The sequence below is a fragment of the Shewanella marisflavi genome, assembly GCF_002215585.1.
Classification (GTDB): domain Bacteria; phylum Pseudomonadota; class Gammaproteobacteria; order Enterobacterales; family Shewanellaceae; genus Shewanella; species Shewanella marisflavi.
This window is the reverse complement of the sequence record NZ_CP022272.1, coordinates 3,466,184-3,482,700: the sequence shown is the minus strand read 5'-3', so window position 1 is coordinate 3,482,700 and position 16,517 is coordinate 3,466,184. Positions and strand designations below refer to the sequence as shown.

The 16,517-nt window shown below is 50.0% G+C and carries 14 protein-coding genes; 6 read left to right on the top strand and 8 right to left on the bottom strand.

Going from position 1 to position 16,517, the window contains the following annotated elements:
- Positions 1–19 precede the first annotated feature (19 nt).
- Both CFF01_RS15395 and CFF01_RS15390 read right to left on the bottom strand, forming a co-directional pair.
- On the bottom strand, positions 20–613 hold the full coding sequence (locus tag CFF01_RS15395; RefSeq protein ID WP_088905385.1) for a LysE family translocator: 594 nt from the start codon (positions 611–613) through the stop codon (positions 20–22).
- A 212-nt stretch (positions 614–825) separates the two neighbouring features.
- Entirely contained in the window at positions 826–1,731 is a 906-nt protein-coding gene (locus CFF01_RS15390; RefSeq protein WP_088905384.1) for a LysR family transcriptional regulator, read from the bottom strand.
- A gap of 105 nt (positions 1,732–1,836) precedes the next feature.
- On the opposite strand from CFF01_RS15390, the gene CFF01_RS15385 reads away from it, so the two are divergent.
- Positions 1,837–2,466 (top strand): NAD(P)-dependent oxidoreductase, encoded by a 630-nt coding sequence (locus tag CFF01_RS15385; protein WP_088905383.1) that lies wholly within the window; start codon positions 1,837–1,839, stop codon positions 2,464–2,466.
- 1 nt (position 2,467) lies between these two features.
- On the opposite strand, the gene CFF01_RS15380 is transcribed toward CFF01_RS15385, so the two are convergent.
- Positions 2,468–5,347: an insulinase family protein gene (locus tag CFF01_RS15380; protein WP_088905382.1), complete on the bottom strand. Its 2,880-nt coding sequence runs from the start codon at positions 5,345–5,347 to the stop codon at positions 2,468–2,470.
- Positions 5,348–5,584: 237 nt separating this feature from the next.
- Positions 5,585–6,244: a ribose-5-phosphate isomerase RpiA gene (gene rpiA, locus CFF01_RS15375; protein ID WP_088905381.1), complete on the bottom strand. Its 660-nt coding sequence runs from the start codon at positions 6,242–6,244 to the stop codon at positions 5,585–5,587.
- Positions 6,245–6,544: 300 nt separating this feature from the next.
- Here rpiA and CFF01_RS15370 point away from each other — a divergent pair, with 300 nt between their 5' ends.
- A complete protein-coding gene (locus tag CFF01_RS15370; protein ID WP_088905380.1) occupies positions 6,545–7,468 on the top strand; it encodes a DUF808 domain-containing protein in 924 nt (307 codons plus the stop codon).
- A 174-nt stretch (positions 7,469–7,642) separates the two neighbouring features.
- On the opposite strand, the gene CFF01_RS15365 is transcribed toward CFF01_RS15370, so the two are convergent.
- Positions 7,643–8,536 carry a LysR substrate-binding domain-containing protein gene (locus tag CFF01_RS15365; protein ID WP_088905379.1) on the bottom strand — a complete coding sequence of 298 codons (894 nt, stop codon included), beginning with the start codon at positions 8,534–8,536 and terminating at the stop codon, positions 7,643–7,645.
- 102 nt (positions 8,537–8,638) lie between these two features.
- Here CFF01_RS15365 and CFF01_RS15360 point away from each other — a divergent pair, with 102 nt between their 5' ends.
- Both CFF01_RS15360 and CFF01_RS15355 read left to right on the top strand, forming a co-directional pair.
- Positions 8,639–9,058: a CidA/LrgA family protein gene (locus CFF01_RS15360; RefSeq protein ID WP_088905378.1), complete on the top strand. Its 420-nt coding sequence runs from the start codon at positions 8,639–8,641 to the stop codon at positions 9,056–9,058.
- 1 nt (position 9,059) lies between these two features.
- A complete protein-coding gene (locus CFF01_RS15355) occupies positions 9,060–9,761 on the top strand; it encodes an LrgB family protein (protein ID WP_088905377.1) in 702 nt (233 codons plus the stop codon).
- A gap of 76 nt (positions 9,762–9,837) precedes the next feature.
- Here the strand turns inward: CFF01_RS15355 and CFF01_RS15350 are convergent, their stop codons facing one another.
- On the bottom strand, positions 9,838–10,257 hold the full coding sequence (locus CFF01_RS15350; protein WP_088905376.1) for a CBS domain-containing protein: 420 nt from the start codon (positions 10,255–10,257) through the stop codon (positions 9,838–9,840).
- 346 nt (positions 10,258–10,603) lie between these two features.
- Between CFF01_RS15350 and CFF01_RS15345 the strand changes: the two genes are divergently transcribed.
- Together CFF01_RS15345 and CFF01_RS15340 are read left to right on the top strand one after the other, a co-directional pair.
- Entirely contained in the window at positions 10,604–12,376 is a 1,773-nt protein-coding gene (locus tag CFF01_RS15345; RefSeq protein ID WP_088905375.1) for an alkaline phosphatase D family protein, read from the top strand.
- Between the two features lie 405 nt (positions 12,377–12,781).
- Positions 12,782–13,348, top strand: coding sequence for a phosphoribosyltransferase (locus CFF01_RS15340; protein WP_088905374.1), 567 nt, complete (start codon positions 12,782–12,784; stop codon positions 13,346–13,348).
- Positions 13,349–13,407: 59 nt separating this feature from the next.
- Here CFF01_RS15340 and CFF01_RS15335 read toward each other — a convergent pair whose 3' ends face one another.
- Entirely contained in the window at positions 13,408–13,620 is a 213-nt protein-coding gene (locus tag CFF01_RS15335) for a hypothetical protein (protein ID WP_033537924.1), read from the bottom strand.
- A gap of 68 nt (positions 13,621–13,688) precedes the next feature.
- Positions 13,689–16,277: an ERAP1-like C-terminal domain-containing protein gene (locus CFF01_RS15330; RefSeq protein WP_088905373.1), complete on the bottom strand. Its 2,589-nt coding sequence runs from the start codon at positions 16,275–16,277 to the stop codon at positions 13,689–13,691.
- Positions 16,278–16,517: the final 240 nt, after the last annotated feature.

The following is a 16,517-nucleotide window of genomic DNA, read 5'->3' as shown; positions in this document are numbered from 1 at the left end:
GCGTTGTTTGTCTGTAGAGCTAGGGAAGCAGGGCATAGCCCACCGCTAGCAACATGGCGATGGCGAAACTGATGCGCATTATTCGCGCCGCTCTGGGGCGGGCAAACAGCGGGCGCAGCAGACCGCCGAAGATCAGCCAGAGAGTGTCGACCAGAGTTGCCACCATGAGTGCGCAGACACCTGTCGCCAGATACCCTAAGACGGTGTTTTCCAGCGGCAACAGGAACTGCGAAAAGATGGCCAGAAAGGCGGCATAGGCCTTTGGGTTAAGTAGATTGAGGATGAAGCCGTCTTTGAAACTGGGCGCCTGTTTTGCCGCATCTAGGCTGGTGATCGGCGCGCTGGCAATCTTGTAGGCGATGAAGGTGATATAAGCGGCGCCGAGCAGCTGACAGACAAGCCTGAGCTCGGGAAAGCGGCTAAATAGTGCGGCGAGTCCAGCACTGGCACCTATGATGGCGACCGAGAGGCCAAGGAGTATACCCAGCAGAAACGGGGCGCCGCGGCGGATACCAAAGGTGGCCCCGGTGGCAGCAAGCGCCAGTGGCGCCGGGCCTGGTGAGCCTAAGAGTAAACCAGTGGCGACGATTAATGACAGTACAGCTTCCAGCATGCCTTATTCCTTGTAGCACAGTGTCTTTGGCGCAAAGTGTCCTTGTAACTTAGGGTCCTTGTAACATAGTGTCCGTGTGGCAATGAATACCATTAGCATCAGCATCATATCCTGATCCCTTGTCATGTAAAGCTAAAGGCTGAGATCCACACCCGCTGCCAGTGCAAGCATATCGCTACGCCTTAGCCGATTTGTTTACACTAGGGCTTTTTCTATTGGTTAGCAGGTCGCCACTTATTGATGTCTTGTTGCCAGCGCTCGGCGATAAAGTCGATGAAATGGCGTACGAGATGCTGCTGATAGCTACGCGAGAGATAGACGGCCCACAGTGTCTTGCTGGGCAGATGATGGCCTTGCAAGACCTCAACGAGTTCACCCGAGGCTAAGTGAGGATTGGCGAGATCGCAGGGCAAGAGAATGATTCCCTTACCACCAATGGCAGCTTTTAGCAGTACGCCCATGTCGTTGGCCTGCAGATTGCCGCTGATACTCTGCGCTATGGTCTGGTTATCTTTGACGAAATCCCATCGGCTCTGGCTGCTGTGAAGCAGGCAGTTATGCATCCTAAGATCGCTTATCTGCGTGATCGCCGGGTGCTGGCTTAGATAGTGGGGAGAGGCGCATAGCGCTGAGTCTATCTGCATCAGGCGGCGAGCGATAAGGCTCTCGTCCGGTTGATGGGTATAGCGTAGGGCGATATCGACACGCTCGCCAACCAGTTGTGCCAGTTCGTCAGACAATACCAACTGTATCTTGACTTGAGGGTGTTGGCGGGTAAAAGCGTCGATAGCCTCGAATAACAAGTTTTGCCCTAAGCCGATGGGAGAGGCGACTCTGATGCTGCCCACCAGTTCCTGCCTGTGACGCTGGGAACGGCTCTCTAGGCTAGCGACTTCGTCTAGGATCTTCTGGCAATAGATGAAGGCTTCCTCACCTTGCACGCTAAGGCTGACACTGCGAGTGGTGCGGTGCAATAGCCTGAGGCCAAGCCAGCGCTCAACTTCCTGCACGTGTCTGGAGACCTGCAAGCGACTGAGATCCAACTGCTCGGCGGCCTGGGTAAAGCTGCCGCAGCTGGCCACCTCGACGAAACTACGAATCGCGCTGATCTTATCCATATAAGTATCTTATATTGAAACAATATTGCTCTATTTACGCTGTTTATCACGATATCTTGGCTAAGTAAACTAATGCCAATTTAGTCACACAGTGAGGAACAGAAGATGAATATTGCAATTATCGGGGCCACAGGTTGGATAGGTAGCGCCATTATGCAAGAGGCGTTGAGCCGTGAGTTAAGGGTAACCCCCTTGGTCAGAGACCCTGCAAAATTGAATGAGAGGGGGCAGGCGCGTCAGTTAGATTTGAGTGAGACGATCACCCCGGAACACTTTAACGATATCGATCTGGTGATCGCCGCCATTGGTGGTCGTGCCAATGGACAGCACGAGTTGGTCCCAAAAAGTGCTCAGGCGCTACTTGAACTGCTGCCTAAGACACAGGTACAACGTCTCTTGTGGGTTGGCGGCGCCGGCAGTTTGGAGCTTGCCCCTGGGCAGATGTTGGTGCAATCGCCCGATTTCCCCCCTGAATACAAAGATGAGGCTCTTGCCCAAGGGGAGGCGCTTAAGGTGTTCAGAGAAAGTGATTCACCACTGAACTGGACCTTTGTCAGCCCCGCGGCAGAGATCTATCCTGGTGACAGTGAAGGTACTTATCGTATCGGTGGCGATCAGTTTTTTACCGATGAGCAGGGACGCAGCCGCATCTCGGTAGCCGATTATGCCAAGGCAATGGTCGATCTGGTGAGCACTGACAACTATGCCCGTCAGCGGATCAGCGTGGCCTACTAAGTTAGAGATAATTGACGTGCTTTGAACTTGCGTCGTCTTGTTTAGTGATTGATACGTAGCAATCTACCTGCTTTGCAGGTAGATTTTTATGGTTAATCATAGACAAGCGACAGGCTTGTCTATGCTGTATGGCTTCTAAACTATCAGCATTAATCTTATTTTCTAACTGTGTCAGGTACTCACTGAGGTTATCAGAGGCAAGAAAATAGAGGCTACTTTGCATCAATTCGAGCGCTCCTTCAGGTGTCTTGCTTTTAAGTTTTAATCGTTGAATGGCTTGTTGCTTGGCTATATCAAGTTCTTCATCGGTTAGGGAGGCAACACTTTGTTGAAAAAAGTTTCTGTACACCTCAGTGAGTGTTCTTCCTGTTTGATGTTCACTACTTTCGATGATGAAATCCAGAGAAGGTCGATGAATTGAGCGAGAAACTCTGATCCCCGCATGATAAGCAATCTTTTTATCCTGACGCATAAACGTCTTGAATTTGGTTTCCCAAAGCTCTCGGTCGACCAGTATGGCTGCTAATTCGTCGAGTTCTTGGCTTACCGTAGCAATACGCCAAGAAACCACATTCTGTGTTGCCAGTACATAAATTGATGGAAAATTGGGATATGTTTCTATATCAATTTCTGATGAGGTGGATTGTGGTTTGTTTTTTGGTGACTCAGTTTTTTTTTGCACCCAATCTTTAAAAGATGCGTTTGTCTTGAAGTAAGCTAGGTCTCCGGCATAGAAAATCTTTAAAAAGCCCTTTGTTCGAACATTATCGATAATCTGAGTCGTAAACATAAGACGCGAAGCTTGATCTAGTTTTACTTTTTTTAATTTTTCAATAATTTCAGTAGCAGTACACTCGTAGCCACGCACTTTGAGTTCGCTGTCAAAAGAGGCTTGGTTGAAATTATTGGCATTGAAATAAGAGATGAGTCTATTAAGAGCGTGATCAGTGATGGCATCAAATTCAACTTGAGTGACTTGCGTTTTTACAGCAGCCTGAATGACATCGGTTATATACTTGGCAATGCCTTCTCTTCTCCCTGAAAAGATCAATCTCACTCCATCCTGAGTGAACTCTGTTCGAACGCTATAACCTGCTAATGAGGCAAAATATTGCTGGTCGCCCAGTGCCATTTCGATCCGACTCATTAAGATAAATTTTAGCGTCAGGTAATAAGGTGTTGCCGTCTTGGCTGAAAGAGTGAGGTTTTTAGCAGAGAGATTGACTATAACCTTGGCTTCTAAGCTGTTTTTAATATCAATAAGGTGTATTTGAGATTCTAGGTCGCCAAGTTGCATTACGCTGTCAATTATCGGCTCTCCAGTCGCGGTGCTCAGGTAAGGGTTTGGCGTCGGGAAACCTAACGAGTCATCGTGTTGAGAGGCTTGCCAATTTTTCATTTGCGAATGGTTAAACTTGTGCAATGAATATCTGGTGTTGAAGTAAGGTGTTTTATGCTTGCCAGTGACACTTGGTGAGCTTAGTACTGCCTGCATTGCCCTAGGCTGTAACCAGGCTTTCAAAGCTGCGGATATTGTTGAGTGTGAGAATTTAAATGTCTCATATTTATATTGGAGCCAATTCGTCGTCGGCATCCTTAGCATGTCCTTTGATAGCTCTCCCAGCCAATCACCGACATCTTGCGTTCCTATAAGTGATTGGCTCCGAGTTAATATTTGGATTCGCTCCTCCTGCACATACAACGGAAGTTCATGTGTTGAAAGCAAGTTGATATAGCTAAAAACGACACCTATTACCTCATCTAACGAGCGGAGACCGCTATTGGTCAAGCGAATGTAGATGTCTAACACTTCGTTTTGGCCATCCCCTTGAAAGACTGTATTTAGCTCTGTGGCTAGGCCAAGGTTTCTTAGTCTGGCGATGATTGAGCCTTTAGTTTCATGCCCAATTAATTCGGCAATGAGTTGATATAGTGCATGGGTTGGGTGATCTATGGCTGGCGGCAGCTCAAAGCGGAGATCTAATGTATGACTTGGTGAGCGAGTTTGTACGGCGATTAGCGAACCTAAGCTTTCCTTATTGAATAGAGGAGGAGTTAAAGCCGTCTGCGGGATATCATTTACTGTTGAAATATTATTAGAGCGTTTAGCTGCTAATGGCGAAGAGAAGCTATTTTGCTGCCCAAATACGTTTTCAATGAATTGTCGCATCTCGGGTAATTCCGAATGTGTATAGACTGCAAGTGTCATATTCCTTGGAACATAATATTGAGCCTGATAATTTTTCAGTGCCGCTTTTAGCTGGCTTGAGCTTGCCTGCAAGCTTTGCGTGTTGCCTATACCAAACTTTGAGCCAGGATGCTTAGGATTAGCGGCGGCTCGCAGTACAGAAAGAATCCCCTGCCAATCATTTTCTTTTTTGGAAGTAAACTCTTTATCTACTTCCGATAGCCCTATTTTGATTGTCCTTGCGTTAATACTTGGGTGAAATAGCATTGCGTTCAGTCTTATTAATCCTTCCTTAAGCCCATCATTTTTAAGTTGAAATTGAAATCTTGTCAGATCGCTGAGAGTTGAACCATTGGACCACCCTACGTGCTGGTTGATGAATTCATGCCAATTACTGGTCCCTGGATATGTGTTGCTTCCTAGGAAGACAATATGCTCAAGCAGATGTGGGAGTCCCTGTAGCTGCTCCGGCGTTGACATTCGGCCGCCTGAAATTGAGATCGCAGCGCCGCTAATTTGGGTATCTTCACCGCGAATTAGCAGCACTTTTAGCCCATTTTCCAATTTGAAAATGTCATATCTTTCACTGCCTATCTCTGCAATTTTCTCGCCTTTTGGTACAGCATATGTTGCGGGGACAAGAATCAATAGGAGTGAAATGAAGAGTATCAGTGAGCGAAAGAGTATTCGCATGTGCCATTCCCTTAAAAGCGATGAGGTCGACTTACCTGTCTTATTTGCTTGCGGTTTGAATCCCGTACCTTACTTAAAAATGGTTGTTTTTACAACTTGTTCACATTTTGTGAGCCACTGACTTTAAGTGCGTGTCTTTATTAAGAGAGTGTTTTATAAGGTGGAGAGTCTGTAAAACAAAAAGCCACTCTAGGAGTGGCTTTTTGGTATGGCTAAACTTGGTGTATCAGCTTAGTGCTATAGCTTAACCGTCTTCACCCCATCTGGGGTACCTACCAGCAGGACGTCTGCGCCGCGGTTGGCGAACAGGCCGTTAGTGACGACACCAACGATCTGGTTGATTTTCTCTTCCAGCTCTTTCGGGTTAACGATTTTCATGTTGTACACATCGAGGATCACGTTGCCATTGTCGGTGATCACACCCTCACGGTAAACCGGATCGCCGCCCAATTTCACCAGCTCGCGAGCCACGTATGAGCGCGCCATAGGGATGACTTCGACAGGCAGAGGGAATTCACCCAGTACATCGACCTCTTTCGTGTTATCCACGATGCAGACAAACTTGTCGGCCACGGCGGCAACAATCTTCTCGCGGGTCAGGGCTGCGCCACCGCCTTTGATCATGTCCATATGGCCGTTGATCTCATCGGCGCCATCGACATAGACAGAGAGTTGGTCAACTGAGTTGAGATCGAATACTGGGATCCCTAATGCCTTCATTTTCTCAGTTGAGGCCTCAGAGCTAGACACCGCGCCTTCGATATCGGCCTTGATGGTTGCCAAGGCATCGATAAAGTGATTAACGGTCGAGCCTGTGCCCACACCGACAACACTGTCTTTTTCGACATATTCAAGGGCAGCCCAACCTGCGGCTTTTTTCATTTCATCTTGAGTCATAAGGAGTTCCTATTAAGGATATACGAAGCATTTTGTCGTTATTATACCCCTAGTTGCGCCAGAGCGTATGTCAAATGACACAGTTTGTTAGTTTGCTTGGCAATTTGGCTTAAAGCTCACTCAGAAGATTTGTGCTTAATCTCCCAAGTTAATGTGCAGTCAGGCGTTTTACTGGTTAGCGACTGGAAAAGAGCCAGGCTAAAGAGTAGGTTACGCTAATAGTTCGCTGGATACCTTTGTGAAGTTTGATAACGCGCAAATGGGCCTGGCAAAGGATATTGGAAAGAATAAGGAGAGAGCATGGCTGGCGCGAGTCTATTAAGCCTGTTGGATGATATCGCAGCAATATTGGATGATGTTGCCCTGATGAGTAAGGTCGCTGCCCGTAAAACCGCGGGCGTGCTGGGGGATGATTTGGCGTTAAATGCCCAGCAGGTTTCAGGGGTGAACGCCGACCGTGAATTGCCTGTGGTGTGGGCTGTGGCTAAGGGGTCGATGCGCAATAAATGTATCTTAGTGCCGGCAGCGTTACTGATCAGTGCCTTTATTCCTTGGGCGGTGACGCCGCTGCTGATGTTTGGTGGCCTGTTTCTCTGTTATGAGGGGTTTGAGAAGATCTATCACTCGCTTACCCATAAGCATGAGCCTGCCATGAGCGAGAGTGAGATGATAAAGGCCGCCGAAGATCTCAAGGCATTTGAGACGCAGAAGGTGGCTGGAGCGATCCGCACCGACTTTGTGCTCTCTGCCGAGATCATCGCTATTACCTTAGGCGTGGTGGCCGAGAGTAGTTTCATGACTCAGGTAGTGACTCTGGCGGTCATCGCCGTGCTGATGACCGTTGGGGTATATGGTTTGGTGGCGGGGATCGTCAAACTTGACGATGCGGGCCTCTATTTGAGTCAGCGTCAGGGGGATAGCTTAACTAGACGATTTGGCCGTAAGCTTGGCGGCGCCTTGGTCAATGCGGCACCTTATCTGATGCGGGGGCTGACCGTGGTTGGCACCATCGCTATGTTCATGGTGGGTGGCGGGATCCTGACCCATGGTGTGCATGCCATCGGTAGCTATTTTGAGCAGGCGGCTCACTGGGTTGAGCAGTTTGCCTTGGTAGGGCCTGTACTGGCGTGGATCACCCCGAGTCTTCTCAATGCGCTGTTTGGCGTCTTAGTGGGGGCGGCAGCCTTGGTGGTGATGTCTCTTTTTTCACGGATTCGTCGCTAACACTTAAGTTAAGTTATTGCCTTGTGTGGCGGTATCATTTTTTTTAAATAGTTTTTAAGTTAGATGGCTGCAGCCCCCTAAATTGGCATGTTTGGGGGCTGACTCAGTCGGGCGTTGTCAGGCAATGCTTTTGTACTGCCTTTGCACAGCCTGATGGATGAATCCCCCTGGCTATTAGGGGCTGGTGGCCTGATGTTGTTTCACCAGCGCTATCATCGCCTGGGCGGCAAAAGAGAGGCTATGATCCTTGCGCCAGAATAGGCTCATCTGCCAACTGAGATCTGTCTCTGTCAGTGCCTTGAGACATACCCCTTGGTGGCGGTAGCGCTCGGCAATGAATTTAGGTAGTAACATCACGCCAATGCCCGCTGCCACTAAGGCCACGCCAAATTCAGGCTGATTCACCTGAGTGGGGTGCGTGATGGTCACTCCAGATTTTTGACAGGCGTTGAGCACCATCTCGTGCAGGGAAAACTCTGGTTCAAACAAGATCTGAGCATAGCCGTCGAGCTGGCCCAGGGGGATCTCGCTAAGATTAGCCAGTGTATGTTCGCTGGGAAGCACGACCACCATAGGCTCTGTGTGGATGGCAATTCCTTCGTACTGCTCTTTAAGATCGATAATGCCGGTCGCGAGTTCTATCTCTCCTTGTTGCAGTGCCGAGGTCTGCTCGACACCCCCCCGCACCAGCAGTTGGGTTTCAATCTCTGGATAGGCCTGACGATACTTGGCGATGATGGGGGCGAATAGTTCTGCACTGCCCAGAGGCGCCAGTCCCAGTCGCAAGCATCCTTTGCTCAGTCCCTTCAGCTTATCCAACTCTTCTGTTAGCGCCCTCTTGGCTGCAAGTAGCGTCAGCGCATGGCGGTAAACCACTTCGCCATGGGGGGTGAGTTGAACCTTAGTTCCTCGTTTGCCCCGGGTCAGCAGGGGAAGCTCGAGTTCGGCTTCTAGCTGGGCTATCGATTTAGAAAGGGCGGGCTGGCTGAGGTGGATACGCTCAGCGGCGCGATTGAAACCGCCAGAGTCCACCACGTCGACAAAATACTGTAGTGCCTTAATATCCATCTTTAGATAGCTTTTGGTAATTGGTTTTATAAATAATATTCATTTTTTTTATTTAAATGGCAAGCGTAAGATCCCTTTATCTTCTTTTGGGCTGAGTATGTGATGGCCATTTATCTTCTCTCTTTTCGAAACCTGTTACAGCTGGCGCTTCAGGTCGGATTATTATCTCTGCTGGCTATAGGTGCCCAGTGGTTGGTGACGCGACTGGCGTTGCCATTACCCAGTGGTGTGATAGGTCTGGCGGCGCTGCTGACTCTGTTGGCATTAAACTGGTTACCTGAGCGCTTCGTGGCACGCGGCGCAGCCTGGTTGCTCGGTGAGTTGCTGCTCTTCTTTATTCCACCTGTGGTTGCCTCGATTCATTATGCCCCCTTGTTAGAGCAATATGGGGTCAGCTTACTCTGTACCTTAGTGCTGGGCAGTGGCTGCGTTTTGTTGTTCACCGGCTTAGTGATCGATCGCGTGTTCAAGTATGAGCGTCGTTTGCGCCGACCAATCGCTGACTCGACTAAGGGAGCCTAGAATGTTTTCCTTTTTGCACCTCTCACTTTTGGGGCTGGCCTGTCTGCTGGCAACGCTAGTCAGCTATGGGGTGAGCAAACGCCTCTATCGGCATTTCGGCTACTGGTACTTATCGCCTATGCTGCTTACGCCAGCGATATTGCTGGCTCTGGTCGGTTTTTTTGCCATCCCCTTACCAACTTATTTCGAGTACAACCATTATTTAAGTATGTTGCTGGCACCGGCGACTATCGCCTTTGCCCTGCCTATCTACCGAGAGCGCCGGTTGATCAGGCGTTACCCTTTGACTCTGGGTCTTGGAGTGTTGACCGGGTTGCTGGTTGGGCTGCTCTCTTCCTGGTTACTGAGTCAGGTGATCTATCTGCCGCCTGAGTTATCACATAGTCTCTTGGTGCGATCTGTGTCGACGCCATTTGCCCTGGAAGCAACAACGGAGTTTGGTGGTGTGCCGGACCTGACCGCCGTATTAGTGCTTATGACGGGTGTACTGGGGATGGTGTTATGTGGGCCTGTATTTAAGCTCGCCAGGATCTCCAGCCCCTTGGCGAAGGGAGCAGCCTTAGGTGCCAGTGCTCATGGCGTAGGGGCCGCTAAAGCCGCCGAATATGGTCGGGAAGAGGGAGTTGTCGCCAGCCTGACCATGATCTTTACTGGTATCGCCATGGTGGTCGGCGCGCCATTATTCGCCTATTTGTTGGTATAGCTTTTTGGGCCGCGCTCTATCGTAATGGCCAAACCATTATTTCGCGCCTTAGCCCTTGCCTAAGCTTTCGTCTGCGCTATTGCTTAAGCAGTGTGGCGCAGAGTTTGACGAAATCCGATGAAGTGAGAATGCCAATCACCTTATGGCTATCGTTTACCACAGGCAGGCAGCCCAACTTGTTGTCGATAAAGTAATCGACAATGACTAACAGGGGCTCATCCAGAGTGACTTTTTGAAATTCCCTTTCCATGATGTCGGCCACTAAGGTGCGACGTTCTTGACGATCTAACCCTTCATTGCCGTAATGGGTCAGTATGCTCATTACGGTCGCTATCATCTTCTTATGGGTCAGTATGCCGACTAAGGCGCCGTCATTTTCGCTGACTACCGGCAGGTGACGCACGCCGCGGCTACTCATTAACAGGTGAGCATCTTTAATCGTGGCCTGATCGCTGATACACACGATTTCCGTGGTCATGATATCGCTAACTCGCATGGTCGACTCCTTCAACTATGGTGATGGCTTAATCATAACAGCTTGTGATAAATGCTCTAGTCTGTATGAAGTAAGGGGCCTTTGGTTGGCAAAATGTGCTGCCTCATTCCAATTATTTATCTATTTTTAATATTTTTAGCTGCTTTGTCCGGTGAGACTAGTTAGAACTATCTGTTGCTGTGACCATAATAATTTTGCAATATTGTTAATTGACAATTAAGGTCATTGGACCTCTTACCAGGAATAACAATAACAAGGTCAGTTATCTTTCGAAGTATGAGTTTTCAGCTTCACATGATGTGGGGGAGAGGCGCTAGGGATAACAGGCTCAAATAAAGGAATAACAATGAAAACGAAATATTCTCGCAGGGATTTTTTGGCCATGTCGGCCAATGGTGTCGGTGCCGCAGTGGTCTCCTATGGCTTGATGGGCTGTTCGAGCAGTGATGACGATAAGGTGGAAACCGCCGCCAAGGTACAATTTCTGCACGGTGTCGCCAGTGGCGATCCCACTCACAGCGCCGTGATCCTCTGGACCCGAGTGACTCCCGAAGTCGATGGCGATATTAACGTCAGCTGGGAGATCGCCACAGATGCCAGCTTTACTCAATTGATTTCTAACGGTGAGATGACCACTAATGCCGAGCGCGACTATACGGTGAAAGTCGATGCTATCGGCCTGGATTCGGGTACCGCTTACTACTATCGCTTCATGTCTGGCGAGCAAGCCTCGGATGTGGGCATGACCAAGACGCTGCCAGAGGGCGCCGTCGAGCAGGTCAAGCTGGCAGTCATGTCATGTGCTAATTTCCCAGCCGGTCACTTTAATGTCTATCAGTTGGCGAGTGAGCAGGAAGGGCTGGACGCCGTGGTGCATCTGGGTGACTACATCTATGAATATGCTCGCGAGGGTTATGCCAGCGAAAATGCTGCCGAGCTTGGCCGTGAGGTCTTGCCTGCCGGTGAACTCTTTACCTTAAGCGATTATCGTACCCGTTACGGCCAATACCGTGGCGACAGTGCCTTACAGACACTGCACGCCAAGGTGCCTTTCATCACCGTATGGGATGACCATGAGGTCGCCAACGATACTTGGTCTGACGGCGCGGAAAATCATAATGAAGGTGAAGGAGACTTCGAGCTGCGTAAGATGGCGGCGCTGCAAGCCTATTTTGAGTGGCTGCCAATTCGTCCTTGGCGTGAAGGTAATCACGAGGAGATCTATCGCTCCTTTAGCTTTGGCGATCTGGTCGATCTGCATATGTTGGACACTCGTGTGCTGGCGCGTGATAAGCAGCTGGATTATGCCGACTATGTGGACGGGGCCACAGGTGCCATGGACAGCGCCCGCTTTATGGGGGATGTGACCAGCAGCGAGCGCACCTTGCTCGGCGCCGACCAACTGCAGTGGTTGCAGGCGAGCCTGCTTAGCGCCACCGGTAAATGGCAGGTGCTGGGACAACAGGTATTGATGGGCACCATGATGTTACCTGCGGCGATCGCCATGCAGAAGCTGTCTGTGTATCAGTATGCCGAACTTGGGGCTCTGGCTCAGCTGGCGGCCCGCGCGGCGGCGAATGACCCTACGCTAACGGCGCAGGAATACAGTTATCTTATTGGTAATCAACACAAGCTAACTCCTGAAGTGATGGCCTTGTTACAGATGCCATCTATTCCCTATAACTTAGATGCCTGGGATGGTTATGCCTATGAGCGCGAGGTGATCTTGGCCACGGCAAAGGCGACGGGGGCAAACCTGGTAGTGATTGCCGGGGATACTCATAACGCCTGGGCAAACGAGCTTAAGGACAGTCATGGTGACGTGGTGGGGGTTGAGTACGCGACCAGCTCAGTTTCATCGCCTGGACTTGAGTATTACTTAGGCATTAGTGAGGATCAGCAAGGCGTGACCGAAGCGGGCGTGGTCGAGCTGGTGGAAGGGCTAAAGTACACCAACTTAAGGGACCGTGGTTTTATGCTGCTGACCTTTACTCCAGAGGCGGTGCGCAGTGACTGGCACTATGTCGATACCATACTGGATACCGAATTCAGTGAGGCAAGTGACAAACATTACGCGGCCGTAACTAAGGCGGGTGAGCCCAAGATTGCCGCGGCGTGAGCCTAAATTAGTCGATGTAGCCGCCTTCGAGGCGGCTTTTTACCTTATTGCCCATAGTAATAATTTAAGCTTGTTTAAATGCTCCATAGGGCTGTTCACCAATTGTGAATGTCGTTATCTAAGGTTTTTTCCTTGTTTTCAGGCATTTTATCTAGCCATTGCTGAGCACTTGCTTGGGGGATTGGTATAAAAAAATGGATCCCCAGTTCAAGTTTCACGATTTAGTTCAGCACCTCTGGTTTTTTTAGTATAAAATTCAGCTCCAAATCCCGTAGCCCTGCTTGTTGTCGTGTTGAAACTCAATACGCCGCCCTTGTGCTACGCTGCATTTGGGGTGAAGCCTAATCGAAAAAGGATTACTTCCTCCCTTTCAAAGACCAAATAGAAAAAGATGGGGACGGCCTGATGTCTGATAAACACTTTATTACCGCACAAGAACTGCTGGAGGATTCTTTCCGACTAGCGGCGCAAGTTTATGAAAGCGGCTTTAGGCCACAGTTCATTGTTGGCATTTGGCGTGGTGGCGCTCCGATAGGGATCGCGGTACAGGAATATTTTGATTTCAAAAAGGTCGAGACAGATCATATTGCAGTGCGTACCTCTTCCTACTACGGTATAGGCACGGACAAACAGAGCAAACAGATCAAGGTGCACGGCCTGCATTATATCGTCGAGAACGCTAACGCTGATGATGGCTTGCTGATTGTCGATGATGTGTTCGATTCGGGCCGTAGTATCCACGCCCTGAAAGAGAAGCTGGCTGAGCTGATGCGTCTTAACATGCCGAGAGATGTGCGCATTGCCTGCCCATACTACAAGCCGAAGAATACTGCGGTGTCGTTAAAACCAGACTATTTTATCCATGAGTCTGAAGATTGGTTGGTATTCCCGCACGAGGTGTCTGGCTTGTCGCCAGAGGAGATCGCCAGCGGTAAGGGCGACTTGAAGAATATCAAAGATCTGTTCGTTTAAGCTTGTCGCTAACAATGCCACCCATTAGGGTGGCATTTTTTATCTCTGCCAGTTAACTGCTAGAGCTTATCTATCTCATCCCTTAGCTGATAAGCCTTATCTGTGACGATTTTCTCTAAGGTGGCTATACGAGCCTTGAGCTGATCTATCTCTGCCTTAAGTTGATCCAGCTCGCTGTTGTCCTCTTTGACCTGACGTTTGTTATGTTCCTTAAAGGCCGCAAAGGCGAAGGCTCCTATGATGGCGATGGCGGCAAGTTGAAAAATGCCCATGGGATTCTCCTGTTGACTAGGCTACTGGCTGCTCTTTTCACTATAACCTAAAATCCTTTGCCATAGGTCTAGGGAAGATGCTGCATCGCCTCCAATACGCGAATACATTCTTGTTCTGCTTCTATGGTTTGGTTGATCCCCTTCAAGGTGGTTGGGCTATATCCCTCAGGTTGTGCCAGCAATGCCTGTAGGCGCGCGACACTGGCATAGTTGCAACTTCTCGGAAGCAGGTAGCGGGTATATTGCTGCATAAAGGCTTGGCTGTTGCGTTTATCCAGCTGCGTCAGTTCATCGAGACGTTGCTCGGCGCTCGCCTGACTCAAGGCTTTCTGTTCGCTGGGGTAGAGCTGACGCATCACGAGCGTCAATTTTTCCAGTAATTGTGGATCACTCTCTTGAGTGTGAGACTGTACTCGTTCAAACCACTGACGCTTCTCTTTGGCGCTGGGTCTGGCGACCAGAGCGCTCAGCGCGGCCTGTTGGGCGAGTTTGGAGTCATCGGCCTGTTTCTCCCGCTGCACCAGTCGCTCGGCACCTGGGTAATCATAACGATTGAGGTGGATCAGCATCTGCCAGCGACGCTCTGGCGTAAGCGTGATACCACTTAATTGCTCTTTGCCATCGAGCAGCGCCGCCAGATGCCGTTTGGCCTGGTGACTGACGGCAAAGTGCAGATAGTTGTCAAACCACAGAGATTGCACTTCAGGCTGAGCTTTGTTGCTGATAGTCAGTCGCAGGCTCATCTGGGCAATGGCATTGAGAGCCTGCCGGCTATAGCGTTGCTGATTAGGGCTCATCTGTTCCAGCATCGCCTTGGCCTGACGCAGCAGCTCTTGAGCGCTCTCAAGCACCTGAGGCTCGGACTCAGCGGGCAGGTTGATTAGGCTGCTGCCGATAAAGCGGTTAAGGGGCAGTTCGCCCGCAAGGACTGACTCCCATAGGGTTTGCCAAAGCATGAGACGCAGCTCAGGCTCTTCTAGGCTACTCAGGTGCAGCAGCGCCGTTTCCAGCGAGGTGTCATCGAGCTTGACCCTGACATAGGCCTTATTCTGATAGTTACTAAACACCAGATCCGGGCAGCGCACGCCATTAAGATGTTTCACCGTCGTGTGCTCACCCTGATAGGTTACCTCGGACACCAGATTCTTATGCAGTGCATGGCGCCCCAGGGTAAATAAGCCTAGCTTGACCCTATTAGATGCTGCGCCGCCATTTAGCTGGTGGAGATCAAAATGGCTAATGCGTCCCCCTTCGCAGCTGAAACGGGTTGTTAGGCGAGTGACACCAGCGCGCATAAAAGCTTCTTGTCCCCACTGGCTGAGTGGCTGATTGGTGACAGTCTCCAGGCTCAAAAGAAAGTCGTTCAGATCGGCATTTTGCAGGGGATAGGTCTTAAGGTAGTGAGCTATCCCTTGGTAAAAATGGGATTCGCCCAACATAAATTTAAGCTGGCTAAGCTGAGCGATTGCCTTGTTCAGATTTGGCACTGTATTGCCATCAAATAGTTCCAGGCTATTGGCGACCTGCCGCGCTATTTGAGGCGCGCTGCGGCTGTAGTTATCCAGCGCTAAGCTGGCCTCTATTGGCTTATCGATAAGCTGAGTCTCGGCATCATCGGCGACAAGATGCGCCAGGCTCTGATTTAGCCAGAATTGATCCCACCATTTTAGGGTGACCAGATTTCCCAGCCACTGCTCGGCCAGAGCTTGTCGAAGTAAACGGCCCGGAACGGCTGCCGCTAAGCTTGCCAGATTAAAACTTGTTTGCCCCATACTAGCGCGAAAGTCAGAGGGCAGATGGGGGACTATGGCCTGGGTATAATGGCCAAAGGGATAGGGGGTCGCCAGACGCTGCTCATAGTAGCTCATGGCCTGAGCGGTTTGCGTTAACCAAGTATTTGCTTCTATCTGTGATGCGACAGATTGAGGTGCCAGTAGCTGTAAGGTGATGCCATCTTTATCTTGCTGCCAGCTTTGGTAGGGACCCGCCAGTAGTGAGAAGTTATGGGGGCTGACCGGCAAACTGGGGTTAAATTGCCATAGCGTATTATCGCCCTGGGCCTGGCTGTTTTGCAGCGTTGCAGCACTAGCGAGTTGCCACTCTTTAGGGGCGAGTACACTGAGCTGGTAGCTGGCTCTAAGGTCCGGTTGATCGAACTGGGGCATCATGGTTTGCGCACTCGATGGCAGAAAGTGCGAATAGAGATAGCGTTGACCATCGGCGGGATCTTGGTATTGGATCAAGCCCTGATCGCCCTGGCTATAGGCCTTGCGAAAGTGCAGGCTGATCAGGTTGTTGCCGCTACGCAGTAACGTCGCAGGGATCAGGAGTCGGTTGCCGTCATAATTGGGGTAAAGCTTCTGAGCGTTGATCACCAGATTGCTGATCTGTGCCTGCTTGAAGTCTAGCCTTAATGCCTGCTGGTTATCCGTAAGCCTAAACTGGATCTGAGTTTCGCCTGTTAATTGCCTGTCATTGGTGACATCCAGATGGAGTTGGTAACTTACCTCGCTGACCCGATTCGCTCGCTGCTGGGCAATAGTGGCGCTGATACCGTCCTGATTGGTCGAGGGCTGCTTAGGGGCGGGGGCCGTGCTCTGGCATGCGCTAATCAAAAGAGTGGTAAGGCTAATAGCGCAAAGCGAAAACAGTTTCAAAATGGGTCCTTGTTAGCTGACTGATGGGCGTAAGGCTTAGGCATTAAAGCTTATCCATTAAGGCTTAGGCATTAAAGCTTATCCATTAAGACTTAGTTATTAAGGCTAAGCTGGCGATGTTTAGCTGTGCCAATAGCGGCCTCATTCTACATGACTCTTTGGCCGCGCAGTAGAATTTATCGGCAGAAATTGTGTGATGTTTTTCAGGGTAGAAGCCAGCCTGAGCAAGAGAACGCCATA

Bases quoted from the DNA above. Each gene is read 5' to 3' on its own strand.
- CFF01_RS15395 (WP_088905385.1), bottom strand. From the start codon at position 613: ATGCTGGAAGCTGTACTGTCATTAATCGTCGCCACTGGTTTACTCTTA.
- CFF01_RS15390 (WP_088905384.1), bottom strand. From the start codon at position 1,731: ATGGATAAGATCAGCGCGATTCGTAGTTTCGTCGAGGTGGCCAGCTGC.
- CFF01_RS15385 (WP_088905383.1), top strand. From the start codon at position 1,837: ATGAATATTGCAATTATCGGGGCCACAGGTTGGATAGGTAGCGCCATT.
- CFF01_RS15380 (WP_088905382.1), bottom strand. From the start codon at position 5,347: ATGCGAATACTCTTTCGCTCACTGATACTCTTCATTTCACTCCTATTG.
- rpiA (WP_088905381.1), bottom strand. From the start codon at position 6,244: ATGACTCAAGATGAAATGAAAAAAGCCGCAGGTTGGGCTGCCCTTGAA.
- CFF01_RS15370 (WP_088905380.1), top strand. From the start codon at position 6,545: ATGGCTGGCGCGAGTCTATTAAGCCTGTTGGATGATATCGCAGCAATA.
- CFF01_RS15365 (WP_088905379.1), bottom strand. From the start codon at position 8,536: ATGGATATTAAGGCACTACAGTATTTTGTCGACGTGGTGGACTCTGGC.
- CFF01_RS15360 (WP_088905378.1), top strand. From the start codon at position 8,639: ATGGCCATTTATCTTCTCTCTTTTCGAAACCTGTTACAGCTGGCGCTT.
- CFF01_RS15355 (WP_088905377.1), top strand. From the start codon at position 9,060: ATGTTTTCCTTTTTGCACCTCTCACTTTTGGGGCTGGCCTGTCTGCTG.
- CFF01_RS15350 (WP_088905376.1), bottom strand. From the start codon at position 10,257: ATGCGAGTTAGCGATATCATGACCACGGAAATCGTGTGTATCAGCGAT.
- CFF01_RS15345 (WP_088905375.1), top strand. From the start codon at position 10,604: ATGAAAACGAAATATTCTCGCAGGGATTTTTTGGCCATGTCGGCCAAT.
- CFF01_RS15340 (WP_088905374.1), top strand. From the start codon at position 12,782: ATGTCTGATAAACACTTTATTACCGCACAAGAACTGCTGGAGGATTCT.
- CFF01_RS15335 (WP_033537924.1), bottom strand. From the start codon at position 13,620: ATGGGCATTTTTCAACTTGCCGCCATCGCCATCATAGGAGCCTTCGCC.